This window comes from Sphingobium indicum BiD32, assembly GCF_000382885.1.
Lineage (GTDB): Bacteria > Pseudomonadota > Alphaproteobacteria > Sphingomonadales > Sphingomonadaceae > Sphingobium > Sphingobium japonicum_C.
This window is the reverse complement of sequence record NZ_CAVK010000171.1, coordinates 1-15,056: the sequence shown is the minus strand read 5'-3', so window position 1 is coordinate 15,056 and position 15,056 is coordinate 1. Positions and strand designations below refer to the sequence as shown.

15 protein-coding genes and 1 tRNA gene are annotated in these 15,056 nt (G+C 64.5%); 9 read left to right on the top strand and 7 right to left on the bottom strand.

The window, feature by feature from the left end; translation table 11 throughout:
* Positions 1–3: 3 nt before the first annotated feature.
* The 6 genes from EBBID32_RS16935 to modB all read left to right on the top strand — a co-directional run bounded on the left by EBBID32_RS16935 (position 4) and on the right by modB (position 7,571).
* Entirely contained in the window at positions 4–3,156 is a 3,153-nt protein-coding gene (locus EBBID32_RS16935) for an efflux RND transporter permease subunit (RefSeq protein WP_006961736.1), read from the top strand.
* 3 nt (positions 3,157–3,159) lie between these two features.
* Positions 3,160–4,560 (top strand): efflux transporter outer membrane subunit, encoded by a 1,401-nt coding sequence (locus tag EBBID32_RS16930; RefSeq protein WP_006961735.1) that lies wholly within the window; start codon positions 3,160–3,162, stop codon positions 4,558–4,560.
* Positions 4,561–4,641: 81 nt separating this feature from the next.
* The gene (locus tag EBBID32_RS16925; protein ID WP_006961734.1) at positions 4,642–5,142 is read left to right on the top strand and encodes a methylated-DNA--[protein]-cysteine S-methyltransferase; all 501 of its coding nucleotides are present in this window, start codon (positions 4,642–4,644) and stop codon (positions 5,140–5,142) included.
* A 136-nt stretch (positions 5,143–5,278) separates the two neighbouring features.
* Positions 5,279–6,058 (top strand): SDR family oxidoreductase, encoded by a 780-nt coding sequence (locus EBBID32_RS16920; protein WP_006961733.1) that lies wholly within the window; start codon positions 5,279–5,281, stop codon positions 6,056–6,058.
* 90 nt (positions 6,059–6,148) lie between these two features.
* Entirely contained in the window at positions 6,149–6,832 is a 684-nt protein-coding gene (locus EBBID32_RS16915; protein ID WP_006961732.1) for an ATP-binding cassette domain-containing protein, read from the top strand.
* Positions 6,833–6,869: 37 nt separating this feature from the next.
* A complete protein-coding gene (gene modB, locus EBBID32_RS16910; RefSeq protein WP_037491461.1) occupies positions 6,870–7,571 on the top strand; it encodes a molybdate ABC transporter permease subunit in 702 nt (233 codons plus the stop codon).
* A gap of 39 nt (positions 7,572–7,610) precedes the next feature.
* Here the strand turns inward: modB and EBBID32_RS16905 are convergent.
* The 6 genes from EBBID32_RS16905 to EBBID32_RS16880 all read right to left on the bottom strand — a co-directional run bounded on the left by EBBID32_RS16905 (position 7,611) and on the right by EBBID32_RS16880 (position 11,153).
* Positions 7,611–7,687, bottom strand: a tRNA-Arg gene (locus tag EBBID32_RS16905).
* Between the two features lie 87 nt (positions 7,688–7,774).
* A complete protein-coding gene (locus EBBID32_RS16900) occupies positions 7,775–8,152 on the bottom strand; it encodes a hypothetical protein (RefSeq protein ID WP_006961730.1) in 378 nt (125 codons plus the stop codon).
* 100 nt (positions 8,153–8,252) lie between these two features.
* On the bottom strand, positions 8,253–8,894 hold the full coding sequence (gene nth, locus EBBID32_RS16895; protein WP_006961729.1) for an endonuclease III: 642 nt from the start codon (positions 8,892–8,894) through the stop codon (positions 8,253–8,255).
* A 5-nt stretch (positions 8,895–8,899) separates the two neighbouring features.
* Positions 8,900–9,664 carry a 4-hydroxy-tetrahydrodipicolinate reductase gene (dapB, locus tag EBBID32_RS16890; RefSeq protein WP_037491459.1) on the bottom strand — a complete coding sequence of 255 codons (765 nt, stop codon included), beginning with the start codon at positions 9,662–9,664 and terminating at the stop codon, positions 8,900–8,902.
* A gap of 65 nt (positions 9,665–9,729) precedes the next feature.
* A complete protein-coding gene (locus EBBID32_RS16885; RefSeq protein ID WP_006961727.1) occupies positions 9,730–10,452 on the bottom strand; it encodes a GIN domain-containing protein in 723 nt (240 codons plus the stop codon).
* Positions 10,404–11,153, bottom strand: coding sequence for a head GIN domain-containing protein (locus tag EBBID32_RS16880; RefSeq protein WP_231382233.1), 750 nt, complete (start codon positions 11,151–11,153; stop codon positions 10,404–10,406). Before EBBID32_RS16880 ends, EBBID32_RS16885 begins: the two co-directional genes overlap by 49 nt.
* 120 nt (positions 11,154–11,273) lie before the next feature.
* Between EBBID32_RS16880 and EBBID32_RS16875 the strand changes: the two genes are divergently transcribed.
* On the top strand, positions 11,274–12,863 hold the full coding sequence (locus EBBID32_RS16875) for a M28 family metallopeptidase (RefSeq protein ID WP_037491456.1): 1,590 nt from the start codon (positions 11,274–11,276) through the stop codon (positions 12,861–12,863).
* Between the two features lie 6 nt (positions 12,864–12,869).
* Here the strand turns inward: EBBID32_RS16875 and gloA2 are convergent, their stop codons facing one another.
* The gene (gene gloA2, locus EBBID32_RS16870; RefSeq protein ID WP_006961724.1) at positions 12,870–13,256 is read right to left on the bottom strand and encodes an SMU1112c/YaeR family gloxylase I-like metalloprotein; all 387 of its coding nucleotides are present in this window, start codon (positions 13,254–13,256) and stop codon (positions 12,870–12,872) included.
* Between the two features lie 141 nt (positions 13,257–13,397).
* Here gloA2 and hemB point away from each other — a divergent pair, with 141 nt between their 5' ends.
* Together hemB and EBBID32_RS16860 are read left to right on the top strand one after the other, a co-directional pair.
* The gene (gene hemB / locus EBBID32_RS16865) at positions 13,398–14,393 is read left to right on the top strand and encodes a porphobilinogen synthase (protein ID WP_037491431.1); all 996 of its coding nucleotides are present in this window, start codon (positions 13,398–13,400) and stop codon (positions 14,391–14,393) included.
* Between the two features lies 1 nt (position 14,394).
* The gene (locus EBBID32_RS16860; RefSeq protein ID WP_006961722.1) at positions 14,395–14,964 is read left to right on the top strand and encodes a gamma carbonic anhydrase family protein; all 570 of its coding nucleotides are present in this window, start codon (positions 14,395–14,397) and stop codon (positions 14,962–14,964) included.
* Positions 14,965–15,056: the final 92 nt, after the last annotated feature.

Genomic DNA, 15,056 nt, shown 5'->3' with positions numbered 1-15,056 from the left:
ATCATGGCCCGTTATTTTATCGACCGGCCCATCTTCGCATGGGTCATCGCCATCGTCATCATGCTGGCTGGCCTGCTCGCCATGCGATCGCTGCCCGTCGCGCAATTCCCTGAAATCGCGCCGCCCACGGTCAGCATCGGCACCAGCTATCCGGGCGCCAACGCCCAGACGCTGGAAAGCACGACCACCCAGATCATCGAGCAGCAGCTCAAGGGCATCGACAATCTGCGCTATTTCTCGTCCACGAGTGACAGTGCGGGCAACCTGACCATCACCCTGACATTCGAGCAGGGCACCGACGCGGACATCGCGCAGGTGCAGGTGCAGAACAAGCTGGCGCAGGCGACCCCGCTGTTGCCGCAGGAAGTGCAGCAACAGGGGCTGCGCGTCACCAAATCGACCGCCAGCTTCCTGATGGTGATGGCGGTCTATGCCGATGATGGCATCCACGACCAGCAGGATGCGGGCGACTTCATCGCTTCGTCGCTGCAAGACCCGATCAGCCGCGTCACCGGCGTTGGCGACACCCAGTTGCTGGGTGCGCAATATGCGATGCGGGTGTGGCTGGACCCCTATAAGATGGCCAATCTGGGCGTCACCACCGGCGATGTGAAGGCCGCGATCCAGGCGCAAAATGCGCAGGTGTCGGCGGGCCAGATCGGCGGTACGCCATCGCCCAAGGGGCAGGCACTCAACGCCACCGTCACCGCCCAGTCGCGGTTGCGCACGCCAGAGGAATTTCGCGCTATCCGCCTGCGCAGCAACAGCGACGGCGCGGTCGTCCTGCTGTCAGACGTCGCGCGGGTCGAGCTGGGATCGGAAAATTACAGTTTCGGCGCCAAGTTCAACGGCCATCCGGCGGCAGGTTTCGGCATCAAGCTGGCACCCGGCGCCAATGCACTTGATACCGTTGAGGACGTGAAGGCGCAGATTGACGCGCTGTCCAAGAATTTCCCGGTATGGGTGAAATATGACTTCCCGGTCGACAATTCGACCTTCGTGAAACTGTCGGTCGAACAGGTCATCCACACGCTGGTCGAAGCGGTGCTGCTGGTGTTCGTCGTGATGTTCCTGTTCCTCCAGAACTGGCGCGCGACCCTCATCCCCACCATTGCCGTGCCGGTCGTGCTGCTGGGATCGCTGGCGATCCTTCAGGTGGCAGGTTTCACCATCAACACGCTGACATTGTTCGGCATGGTGCTGGCGATCGGCCTGCTGGTCGATGACGCCATCGTCGTCGTCGAAAATGTCGAGCGGCTGATTCAGGACGAAGGCCTCAGTCCCAAGGAAGCGGCGAAAAAGTCGATGGACGAGATTAGCGGCGCGCTGATCGGCATCGGGCTTGTCCTGTCGGCAGTGTTTCTGCCGATGGCCTTCTTCGGTGGCTCGACCGGCGTTATCTTCCGCCAGTTTTCGATCACCATCGTCTCCTCGATGATCCTGTCGGTGCTGGTCGCGCTGATCCTGACGCCAGCCCTGTGCGCCACGATCCTGAAACCCGCCAAGCATGACCATGCGACGCAGAAGGGCTTTTTCGGCTGGTTCAACCGGACGTTCGACAAGGGCGTGGTGCGCTATGGACAGGGCGTGGAGAAGGTCGAGCGGCGCTGGGGCCGGACCATGCTGGTCTTTGGCCTCATTACGGTCGGTATGGCGGTCATCTTCCTGCGCCTGCCCAGCGGCTTCCTGCCCGAAGAGGATCAGGGGCGCATCATCAACCAGGTGTCGCTGCCGTCAGGCGCGACGATCGAGGAAACCGAACGGACGCTGGACCGGGTGCGCAACTATTATCTCAAGGATGAAGCGAAGAATGTCGCGGCGGTCTTTACCATTTCCGGCTTCGGCTTCGTCGGACAGGGACAGAATGTCGGCATCGCCTTTGTGCGGATGAAGGACTGGTCCGAGCGCAACGGGGACGCCAACAGCGTCATGGCCGTGGCGCAACGCGCCAACGCCGCCATGCGCAAGATTTCGTCCGCTATGGTCATCGCCTTCGTGCCGCCTGCGGTACAGGAACTGGGCAATGCGTCGGGTTTCGATTTCCAGCTGCTGGACCAGGGCAATCTGGGCCATGAAAAGCTGCTGGCGGCGCGCAACCAGTTGCTGGGCATGGCAATGGGCGACAAGCGGCTGGCGCAGGTGCGGCCCAATGGGCTGGAGGACAGCGCGCAGCTGAAGCTGGCTGTCGATCAGGCAGCGGCAGGTGCGCTGGGCATAGCCCAGGCGGACGTCAACGACACGATCAGTACCAATCTGGGCAGCAGCTACGTCAATGACTTCATTGATCGCGACCGGGTGAAGCGCGTGTTCGTGCAGGCGGACGCACCGTTCCGTACCACCCCCGATTCCATCGGCGCGCTGCATGTCCGGGGCAGCAGCGGCGTGATGGCACCCCTGTCGGCCTTTGCCACCACCGAATGGACGCAGGGACCGGCGCGGCTGGAGCGGTTCAACGGCGTGCCGTCGATGAATATCCAGGGCGCGCCCGCGCCGGGGGTTTCCAGCGGTGACGCGATGCAGGCGATGGAGGAATATGCCGCAAAATTGCCCGCTGGCATCGGCTATAGCTGGAACGGCATTTCCTATGAGGAGCGCACGTCCGGCGGGCAGGCACCCTATGTCTATGCATTGTCGATGCTGATCGTGTTCCTGTGCCTTGCCGCGCTGTATGAAAGCTGGTCGGTGCCGATCGCGGTGCTGCTGGTGGTGCCGCTGGGCGTGCTGGGTGCGGTGATTGCCGCGACACTGGCGGGGCTGAACAACGACATCTACCTTCAGGTCGGCCTGATCACCACCATCGGCGTGTCTGCGAAAAATGCGATCCTGATCGTGGAATTTGCCGAGGAGAAGATGCGCGAGGGCATGTCGCCGGGGGCGGCTGCGCTGGAAGCGGGCAAGCTGCGTCTGCGGCCGATCCTGATGACCAGCTTCGCCTTCATATTCGGCGTGCTGCCGCTGGCGGTATCGTCCGGGGCAGGGGCGGGTGGCCAGAACGCGATTGGCTGGGCCGTGGTCGGCGGGATGCTGTCGGCAACCGTGCTGGCGATCTTCTTCGTGCCGGTATTCTTCACCGTGGTGAAGCGGCTGTTCCGTGAACACAAGACTCATGATGTGGCCGATGGGCAGGCGACGCCTGCCGCGCCGCAGGAGGCATAAGAGATGCGTAACATCAAGGCGCTGGGCGCCATCACCCTGTCGCTGGCGCTGGCCGCCTGCGACATGGCGCCCAAATATGTGCGGCCCGTCCTGCCGGTGCCGGCGACCAGTCCGCAGGGGCCAGCCTATGGCGCAGCGGACGGGGCGGCGATCGTCCCGGCCGATACCGCCTGGCGCGATTTCTTCACCGACGCCCGGCTGGCGCGGGTGATCGAAACCGCGCTCGCCAATAATCGCGACCTGCGCGTGGCGCTGGCCAATGTCGAACAGGCGCGGGCGCAATATAAGGTGCAGCGCGCCGACCTGTTGCCGAGCGTGGCGGCGGGCGGCACCGCGACATATCAGGATTCCCCTTTTTCCCTTGCGGGGTCAGGACGGACCGATATTTATCAGGCGCAGGTCGGCGTCTCCGCGTGGGAAATCGACCTGTTCGGGCGGGTCCGCAATCTGAGCAAGGCGGCGCAGGAGCAATATTTCGCCAGCGTCGAAACCCGCAACGCGGCGCAAACCGCGCTGATTGCGGAGGTTGCCAATGCATGGCTGACGATGGCGGCGGGTCAGGAACGGCTGCGCATAGCGCGTGATCTGGAAAGCGCATTCGGCAAGACGCTGGAACTCAATCGCGCCCGCTTTGCCAGGGGGATCGCGTCCGAACTGGAGGTGCGGCAGGCGCAGACCAGCTATGATTCGGCGCGATCGACGATCGCCGAGACACTGACTTTGGTGGCGCAGGACCAGAATGCGCTCAACCTGCTGGCGGGCACGACGGTCGCGGCCAGCGATCTGCCCGATGCCCTGCCACCGGCAGGAGCGACGATCGACAATCTGCCCGCTGACATCGCGTCGGACGTGCTGTTGCGGCGACCCGACATCGCGGCGGCGGAGCATCAGTTGCGCAGCGCCAACGCCAATATCGGCGCGGCGCGGGCGGCATTCTTTCCCAATATCTCGCTGACGGCGGCATTTGGATCGCTGAGCCTGGGCCTGTCCAACCTGTTCGGGTCGGGTAGCCAATTCTGGTCTGCTGCGCCGTCGGCATCGCTGCCGATCTTCGACTTCGGCAAGAATAAGGGCAATCTGGCCTATGCCAGGGCGACCTATGACGCGATGCTGGCGACGTATGAAAAGAGTGTGCAGACCGGTTTTCGCGAGGTTGCCGATGCGCTGGCGCGGCGCGGGACGATGAGCCAGCAACTGGAAGCCCAGACGTCGCAGCGCGATTCGGCGCGGGTCGCCTATACGCTGTCGGACGCCCGCTTTCGCGCTGGCGTCGATCCCTTCCTGACGACGCTGGATTCGCAGCGGGCGCTGTCGACGGCAGAGCAAAGCTTGCTGGCGACGCGGCTGACCCGTGCGACCAATATGGTGGAGCTTTATCGGGCGATGGGTGGCGGCCTGAAATAAGGGGAGTTTGATGGCAAGGGACGGGAGGCGTGCTGGTCCGACCCTTGCTACAAGCGGCAGGCCATATGTGGAGACTGCCCCATGACCTTTGCCACAACCCTGTTTTCCTCGCCCGTTGGATCATTGACACTGGTGGCCAGCGATGACGGGCTGGTGGCTGTCCTGTGGGAGGATGATGATCCCGCGCGGGTGCGCCTGTCTGCGACACGAACGCAGCCCGACCATGGGGTGCTGTGTCAGGCCACCGTGCAACTGGGCGACTATTTTGCGGGCACGCGCCAGCAGTTCGACCTGCCGCTCGATTTCCGGGGGACGGCGTTCCAGCAGCGGGTCTGGGCCGCGCTGCTGGCGATCCCGTTCGGGGAGATGCGCAGTTATGGCGCGATTGCCCATGCCATCGGTCAGCCGACCGCATCGCGCGCCGTGGGGGCTGCCAATGGTCGCAACCCCCTCTCGATCATCGCGCCCTGTCATCGGGTGGTGGGCAGCAACGGCGCGCTGACCGGTTTTGCGGGCGGGCTGGCGGCCAAGACATGGCTGATCGAGCATGAGCGGCGGGTGATGAGCTATGCCCGGCCATAGGCTGTTGCGCCGATCCGGCGATCAGCCTAGGCTGGATGATGCAAGGAGTCATCGAAATGAACCAGCGTAACCGCTGAAGCGGCACGAGAAATAGTAGCGGAGTAATCCGCCCTTCTGGCTCTGTTTCGAGATCATCATGCACAAACTGAACAAGAAAATTTGCGTCGTTACCGGCGCTGCGCGCGGCATTGGCCATGCGATTGCTGCCCGTTTCCATGACGAAGGCGCGACGGTCATCCTGACCGATATTGATGAGGCGGCGGGCGCTGCGGCGGCGGCCGAAATCGGATGCCGGTTCATTGCGCTCGACGTGCGGGAGGAAGCGGACTGGGCGCGCCTGGCCGAGGCTGTCCCGATGATCGACGTCATGGTCAATAATGCAGGCGTGACGGGGTTCGAGCATGGCAGGGTCGCCCATGATCCTGAACATGCAACACTCGCCGACTGGCAGGCGGTCCACCGGATCAACCTGGACGGCACATTTCTGGGGTGCCGTTATGCGATCGGCGCGATGAAGGCGCGGGGCACCGGGTCGATCATCAATATCTCGTCGCGATCGGGACTGGTGGGTATCCCGCTGGCCGCGGCCTATGCCTCGTCCAAGGCGGCGATCCGCAACCATAGCAAGTCGGTGGCGCTCTATTGCGCGCAACAGGGCTGGCGCATCCGCTGCAACTCGATCCATCCCGCCGCGATCCTGACGCCGATGTGGGAAAGCATGATCGGCGATGGCCCGGACCGGGACACGAAGATGGCCGCGATGGTCGCCGATACGCCGCTCAAGCGGTTCGGAACGCCTGATGAGGTCGCGACGATCGCGATCATGCTGGCGTCCGACGAGGCGACCTATATGACCGGGACGGAAGTGAATATTGACGGCGGCCTGCTGGCCGGTTCGGCCGCCGCGCCCGGCTGATCAGGGTGCCATGTTGACGTCATATTGGATTGTCCTGCGCCATCGTTGCGCGCTTGCATCGCTTGATAGGATCGGGGCACAATGCCAGCAATGTCCGTTTTCCGCCCCGCTGTGACAGCCTGTCCCGATCCAACGCCGCCTTTGAGTGCGTCGACCTTCCGCATCGACATCTGGCGCAGCCTTGGTAATCGGCGCATTGCGTGCCGGGTCGATGCCGGGCCGGGCGTTACCGCGCTGTCCGGCCCGTCGGGGGTGGGCAAGACGACCATCCTCAATATGGTGGCGGGGCTGTTGCGGCCCGATGGCGGGCAAATATATGTTCGTGACGTGCCGCTGTTCGACGGCACGCTGGGCATCAATGTGGCACCCGAACATCGCCGTCTGGGCTATATCTTTCAGGATGCCCGACTTTTCCCGCACCTGCGGGTCCGCGGCAACCTTCTTTACGGGGTGCGCCACTTGCCCGATGCAGCGGATGCGCTGGAGGAGATGGCCCGCTTCCTTGGCATTGCATTCTTGCTCGATCGCTGGCCATCGACCCTGTCCATGGGGGAGGCGCAGCGGGTGGCGATTGGCCGTGCCTTGCTGACGCACCCGTCCTGCCTGTTGATGGACGAGCCGCTGGCGTCGATCGACCGCGCACGGCGCGCTGACATATTGCAGCTTGTCGAACGGATGCGAGACGAAGTGGGCGTGCCGATCCTGTATGTCACCCATGATCTGTCGGAGGCGGAACGCCTTTCCGCGCATATCGTCCAGATGGATTACGAATGATGGATGCCATTCGGACCAAGCGCAGGATCATGCCATGATGCTGGACCTGCCGCCCGATTACTGGCCGATCATCGCCTTGTCGATCAAGGTCAGCGCGGTTGCAGTCGGGGCAATGCTGCCGATTGCTTTTGCACTGGCGTGGATATTGGCGCGATGGCAATTTCCCGGCAGGATGCTGCTCGACGCGCTGGTCTATCTGCCGCTGGTGGTGCCACCGGTCGTCACCGGCTGGCTGCTGCTGCTGCTGTTCGGGGCGAACGGGCCGGTCGGGCGCTGGCTGTCGGACTGGTTTGGGATAACCCTGCTGTTTCGCTGGACCGGCGCGGCGCTGGCCGCCGGAATCATGGCCATGCCGCTGATGGTGCGCGCGATCCGCCTCTCGATCGAGTCAGTGGACCGACGACTGGAAGGCGCTGCACGGACGCTGGGGGCAGGGCCGCTGCGGGTGTTCCTGACCATCTCCCTTCCGCTCTCACTACCCGGCGTGCTGGCGGGCGTGATATTGGGCTTTGCCCGGTCAATCGGCGAATTTGGCGCGACCATTACCTTTGTGTCCGATATTCCGGGTGAAACCCGCACGCTGCCAATTGCCATCTACGCCGCGCTGCAAGCCCCTGGCGCGGAAGCCGTGGTCACGCGGCTGGCGATCGCGTCGATCCTGTTGTCGCTGACCGCCCTGCTATTGTCCGAATTGCTGGCCCGGCGGATGGGGGCGGGGGTCAGAAGCTATCGGGTATGAGGCACCCGCATCAGGGAAAGCGGTTTGATTGTGTGCAAATGGTGCACCCAAGTGGATTCGAACCACTGGCCTTTGCCTTCGGAGGGCAACGCTCTATCCAGCTGAGCTATGGGTGCGTGACGCTGGCCGGTGAGCCGTGTCAGACAGGCCGCTTAGCAAAGGCCGTTCGTCGGCGCCAGCGGCAAAATCGCCGCTGGGCCATCTTATTTGGGTGCTTTCTGCATCGGCTGAAATTTGCCCAGGCCACAGCTGGCCCCCGGTTGCAGGCCGGGGCCATTATTCCACAGCACCGTGATGATATCGACCGAACAGAGTTGCGACAGGCTGGTGCGGTAGGAAAAGCGCCGCTCGAACCCAAGGCTGGGGCAGCTGTTGGGCAGGGTGTTGCGGTAGATTTTATTGCCGTTCATGATGAAATCGATGGTGCGGTCATCGCGCACATTGGTCGATCGGATCGACGTCAGCGGCACGCAGTCGAGCGCCTTCCCGCCGGTCGGGACATAGGGGTCGGGCGTGGTTTTGGCGATGGCGGGGGTGACGGCGCAGGCCAACGCGAGACTCAAAGCGAGACGGACGGACATGGTTTCTCTCCTTCGATTGCGTTTGAACGAATCGACGTCGCAGGACGATGAAACCCGTCTCTAGCGCGCCGGGTCTGAACCGGGGAAGAACGGGGCGGGGTCAGGCGGGCGGCGGGGTCTTGGGCTTGAAGCGGCACAGGTCGGCGACGGGGCAGCGCCAGCATTCGGGTTTGCGCGCCTTGCAGATATAGCGGCCGTGCAGGATCAGCCAGTGATGGGCGTCGCGGCGGAAAGGCTGGGGGACGCGCTTGTCGAGTTTGAGTTCGACAGCCAGCACGGTCTTGCCCGGTGCCAGCCCGGTTCGGTTGCCGACGCGAAAGATGTGGGTGTCGACCGCGAAGGTTTCCTGCCCGAAGGCGGTGTTGACGACGACATTGGCGGTCTTGCGCCCGACGCCGGGCAGGGTGGTCAGCGTGTCGCGATCCTGCGGGACTTCCCCGTTGAAGTCGCGCACCAATATTTCCGACAGGGCGATGACATTCTTCGCCTTGGTGTTGAACAGGCCGATGGTGCGAATATGGGTTTTGAGGCCGTCCTCGCCCAGGTCCACCATCTGTTGTGGCGTGGACACTTGCGCGAACAGGGCGCGGGTCGCCTTGTTGACGCCGATGTCGGTGGCCTGCGCCGACAGCGTCACCGCGACCAGCAACTGATAGGGATTGCCATATTCCAGCTCGGTCACCGGCGCGGGATTGGCTTCGGCCAGGCGGCTGAAAAAGTCGAAAATCTGTGCCTTATTCATGGGCGTCAGAGACCCAGCACGCCCTTCATGTCGTAGCGCCCGACCGGCTGACCGATCAGCCATTGCGCGCCCTTGACCGCGCCGCGCGCGAAGATGGTGCGGTTTTCGGCGCGGTGGCCGATTTCGATGCGCTCGCCTTCGGCCGCGAAAATGACCTGATGGTCGCCCGCGACCGATCCGCCGCGAAGCGCCGCAAAGCCGATCGCGCCTTGTGCCCGCGCGCCGGTGATGCCGTCGCGGCCCCGTTCGCTATGGTCGGCGAGCGCGATGCCGCGTCCGCGCGCGGCGGCCTCGCCCAGCAGCAGCGCGGTGCCGGAGGGGGCGTCGACCTTGTGCCGGTGGTGCATTTCGACAATTTCAATGTCCCAGTCGTCGCCAAGGCCGGCTGCGGCCTGTTCCACCAGAGCGGCGAGCAGATTGACGCCGAGCGAGGTGTTGCCGGTCTGGAGAAGCGGAATCATGGCAGAGGCTTCGTCGATCAGGGCGTGATGGACGGCTTCAAGGCCAGTGGTGCCGATCAGGATCGGCTTGTTCGCCGCAATGCAGACATCGAGATGGACAGAGAGTGCGCCGGGGACGGAGAAGTCGATCAGCACGTCGCTGCGTTCCGCCAGCGCCAAGGGATCGGTGGTGATGGCGATGCCTGCCGCGACCTCGCCAATGCCGTCGCGATCGGTGCCGCCCGCTATGCCAAGGCCCGCATCGGCCGCGACCTGCGCGATGGCGCGGCCCATACGGCCTGCTGCCCCGAAAATCCCGATAGTCGTCATGATCGCCCCGTTCGCATATGGTCGATGTGGCCGATGCCAGAGCGGCGGCGCTTTGTCATTATCGTTCAATAGGTGTCGCCACCGCAGGCGATGCGCCCGGTGCCGCGATTGTCGACCGAGCAGGCGGCCTTGCCGTTGACGGTCACGTCGCCGGAGCCGGTCGCGACGATCTTGGCCGTCACTTCGGCGGTCAGGGCGATGCTGCCCGGCCCGTCATTGGCCAGCGTCGCCTGCCGTGCGCGCAGGGCGTCGCCCGCGACCGCGCCCGGCCCGGAGACATGGATGTTCGCTACGCCCGCCCGTCCGGTGAGGTTCGCGCGCCCACCGCCCGCCAGCGACAGGTCGAGACGGTCGAGATCGACCGCCGCTACGCTCACGTCGCCATTGCCGCCCAGGATGATGTCCCCGCGCAGCCCCTTCATTCGGCTGACCGCGACCGATCCGCCGCCGGTCAGGACGATGCGGGAAAGGTCGCCGGTGGACAGGCGCAATGTCGCCGCGCCGCCGCCTTTTTCGCCCGGTCGCGCACGGTTCATGCTGATGGTCAGCAGGCGGCCGGAGACATTGACGGTCAGCCGGTCGAGCAGCGCCTGGTCGCCCTCCGCCCGCGCCGATGCGCCCGCGCCGGTCGTGACGGTCACACTGACCGGCGCGTCGACGCGGATCGCGTCGAAGCTGGTGATGGTATAGCCGCGCGTCGCCGCCGTTGCGGGCGTCGCGATCAGGATCGCGGTGCCGATCAGGGCGCGCAGCGTGCCTCGCCCGGTCCTGTGCCACTGGTCGTACATTGCGCCTTGCCCTTCACCGTCACGTCGCCCGGCCCCATGATGCTGATAGCGACCGTGCCGTCGGACGCAAAGGCGATGTTACCCGCGCCCAGGATCGACACGTCGGCCTTGCCCAATTTGAGGCCGTCAGCGTCGATATCGCCCGCGCCGGTGATGGCGAGCCTGCCCTCGTCAGCGGTGCCCGCGATCTTGACCGATCCGGCGCCGGTGATGTCGGCCTTGAGGCTGCGCAATTTGACCGCGCCAATATCGAAATCGCCTGCGCCGGTGAGCGACAGGTCGAGCGTGTCGCCCTCCGCCCGGTCGAGGGTGAAGTCGCCCGCGCCGGTAAGCGCGGCGGCGCGGATGGCGGGCATGGTGACGCGGATGGTCGCGCCCTGATTGCCGTCATTGCGGCCCCACGACCAGTTGCTGCCCGACTTGCGGCCGATGACCAGCCGGTCGCCCTTGACCGCGATGGTGAGTTGTTCGATCGCCTTGGGGTCACCTTCGGCACGGACGGCGAAGGTTTCGCCGATCGTCACGGCGACATCATCCGGGCCGGTGGCGTCGATGGCGGTAAAATCCTTGAGCGTCGACCAGTCCTGCGTCGCGGCGGCATTGGACGCGGGCTCTGCATCATTGGCATCACGCGAGCAGGCGGCGGTCGACAGGGCGAGTCCGGCGAGGAGCAGGGCGGACAAAGTCGGCGAATGGGGCATCATCATCTCCATACTGTATTGTCATATTAATACACGCTCGGAGTGGCGGTTCCAAGCCCCCTTGTTCGTCGGACAGGATCGGGCAAGATAGCAACCAGATTTGAGTGGAGTAGCATGACCATGCGCGGCCTTTCCTTCGGCATATCCCTGATCGCATTGATGACTGGTGCCGCCGCGATGGCCGAGGCAGAAGGGGACAAGGGCGCGCGCTGGTGGGCGCATGTCGAGATGTTGGCAAGTGACGCGATGGAAGGGCGCGGCACGGGGACGCCCGGCTATGACAAGGCCGCGGCCTATGTGATCGGCCAGTTTCAGGCGATGGGGCTGAAACCCGCCGGCGCGCAGGGCTATCGCCAGCCGGTCGCCTTTGTCGAGCAGCGGATCGTGTCGGACAAGTCCAGCGCGACGCTGACAGGGCCGCAAGGCGATGTGCCGCTGGCGGTGCCGGGCGATCTGATCTTTGGTGGCGGGGGCGGGCCGGTGCCCGAAAGCATCGACGCGCCGCTGGTTTTCGCGGGCTATGGCCTGCATCTGCCCGAAGCGGGGCATGATGATTTTGCCGGGCTGGACCTGAAGGGCAAGATCGTCGTCGTATTGTCGGGCGGTCCGGCGAGCCTGTCTGGCGCGCTGAAATCCCATGCCCGGTCGGAACGGTCGCACTGGCTGGCGGAGCAGGGCGCGCTGGGGCTGATTAGTTTGGTGACGCCCAAGCAGGTGGAGATTCCATGGGAACGGCGGATCGCCTTGTCGGGCGCGCCCGCGCTTTATTATAGCGATGTCAGCCTGCGCGACACGCAGACGCCGTTTCTGGGGGCGCAGCTTGATCCGGCCAAATCGGCTTTGCTGTTTGCCGGGTCTGGGCAGGATTTTGGCGCGATTGCGGCGGCGGCGGATGCCTCCGCGCCGGTCGCATCCTTTCCGTTGGCGGTGCGGCTGAAGGCGCAGGTGAGCGCGACGCGGGCCGAATTGTCATCGCCCAATCTGGTTGCGGTGCTGCCCGGCAGCGATCCCAGACTGCGGCATGAATATGTCGTGCTGTCGGCGCATCTGGATGGCTATGGCGTCGGCACGCCGATCAAGGGGGACGCCATTTATAATGGCGCGTTCGACAATGCGTCGGGGGTCGCCAGCCTGCTGGAGATTGGCCGCGCCTTGAAGGCCAGCAAGGTGAAGCCCAAACGGTCGATCCTGTTCGCCATCGTCACGGCGGAGGAGAAGGGGCTGCTGGGCGCCCGCTATTTCGCGCGTCGCCCGACCGTGCCGCAGAAGAGCATCGTCGCGGACCTGAATTTCGACATGGCGTTGCCGATCTTCCCGCTGACCAGCGTGACGCCGATCGGCTATGACCAAAGCTCGCTGGGCAAGGATGCCGAGGCGGTGAGCGCGGCGATGAACCTGCCTATCACCCCCGATCCCTTCCCCGACCGCAATGTGTTCATCCGGTCGGACCAATATGCCTTCATCCGCGAGGGCATTCCCGCGCTGTTCTTCAAATATGGGTTCAAGGCCGGGACGCCCGAAGCTGCGACGGAAAAGGCGTGGCGGGCGAATATCTACCATTCGCCCTTCGACGATCTGAACCAGCCGGTGATGCCCGCCGAGAGCGCGAAGCTGAACGACTATGTGACGGCGGTGACGCTAAGGGTCGCCAATGGCGCGGCGCGGCCAACCTGGAATGGGGACAGTTTCTTTCGGCGGTTCGCGAAGTAGCGGCGGTCAGGGCGTCGGCTGCTCATAAAGTTCGAGCGGCAGCCCGTCGGGGTCGGTGAAGAAGGTGAAGCGCTGGCCGGTAAATTCGTCAAGGCGGATCGGCTCGCACGGAACCCCGGCCGCGCCGAGCCGCTCCACTTCCATATCGATATCCGCGACCGTGAAGGCAAGGTGACGCAGGCCGCAGGCTTCGGGGCGGCTCGACCGGGCTGGGGGATCGGGGAAGGAGAAGAGTTCGATCTGTGCATTGCCCGCGTCCAGATCGCACTTCCACGACTGGCGTTCGGCGCGCCACGCTTCGCGGGTCACCGGCAACTGCAATATGTCGCGGTAAAAGGCGCGAGAGCGGGCATAGTCGGAACAGATGATGGCTATGTGATGGACGGTACGCATGGGCGGCTTTTAAAATATCGGCCGGCTGGTGGGAATGGGGAAAGGATTGGATATTCGCCCCTCTTTCAAAGGCGGGAGCAGGACGGCTATGTTTGATCACTCCTGCTTGATCCTCCGCTCTCCCGCGCCTAGACCCGCGCCATGAGCCAATCTTCCTATCCGGCGCTGCGGATGCGGCGCGTGCGGGCTTCGGCGTGGAGCCGGGCAATGTTTGCGGAAAATCGCCTTTGCCCAAGCGATTTCATCTGGCCCTTGTTCGTGACCGAAGGGGATGGGGTGGAGGAGCCGATTGCGGCGCTGCCCGGCGTGTCGCGCTGGTCGGTGGATGGCATTGTCGCGCGGGCAAAAGAGGCGCGGGATGCGGGGATTCCCTGTCTGGCGCTGTTTCCCAATACGCAGCCGGACCGGCGCAGCGACGATGGGGCGGAGGCGCTGAATCCCGATAATCTGATGTGCCGGGCGATCCGGGCGATCAAGGATGCGGTGCCGGACATTGGCGTGCTGACCGACGTGGCGCTGGACCCCTATACGGCGCATGGGCAGGACGGACTGCTGGACGACACGGGCTATGTTCTCAACGATGCGACCGTCGATATACTGATCGGCCAGTCGCTCAATCAGGCGGCGGCGGGGGCGGACATCATTGCGCCCAGCGACATGATGGACGGGCGGGTCGGCGCGATCCGCGCGGCGCTGGAGGCCGAGGGCCATGTCAATGTCCAGATCATGTCCTATGCCGCCAAATATGCGAGCGCCTTTTATGGCCCGTTCCGCGATGCGGTGGGATCGCGCGGGCTGTTGAAGGGCGACAAGAAAAATTACCAGATGGACCCGGCCAATGCGCAAGAGGCTTTGCGCGAGGTTGCGCTGGACCTGGCCGAAGGGGCGGACAGCGTGATGGTGAAGCCCGGCCTGCCCTATCTGGACATCATCCGGCGGGTGAAGGAGCAGTTTGCAGTGCCGGTGTTCGCCTATCAGGTGTCGGGCGAATATGCGATGATCGAACATGCCGCTGCCGCTGGCGCGGGGGACCGCGATGCGCTGGTGCTGGAGACGCTGATGGCGTTCAAGCGGGCGGGTTGTTCGGGGGTTTTGACATATCACGCGCTGCACGCGGCGCGGCTGCTGGGGGCATGAGATGAGCGATTATCCGGGCGTCAGCCTCATTCCGTTCAAGGGCAAGGCGCCGGTCATCCACCCCAGCGCCTTCATCGCGCCGGGATGCCGGATCATCGGCGATGTCGAGATCGGCGAGGACGCCAGCATCTGGTATAATTGCGTCATCCGCGCGGACGTGAACCGGATACGGATCGGCGCACGCAGCAACGTGCAGGACGGCACGGTGATCCATTGCGACAGCCCTGGTGACGGGATCGAGGGACCGGTCGAGGGCTGGCCGACGATCATCGGCGAGGATGTGCTGATCGGCCATATGGCGATGGTGCATGGCTGCAGGCTGGAGGACCGGGCGTTCGTCGGGCTGGGCGCGATCATCATGGATGGCTGCGTCGTAGAGAGCGACGGGATGCTGGCGGCGGGGGCGCTGTTGTCGCCGGGCAAGCGGCTGCCGGGGCGGCAATTATGGGCGGGGCGTCCGGCCAAATTCATGCGCGACCTGTCCGACGAGATGGTGACCAAGCTGGGGAGTGGCGCGGCGCGCTATGTCGATTATGCGCGGGCGCATAAGGCGGCTGTGGACGCGGTTTAGGGTTGGTTCTGCTCGGCTCTTGATCCTCCCCTTTAAGGGGAGGTGTCGGGCCGAAGGCCAGACGGAGGGGTGTCGTCCTCTCGATAGGGCGA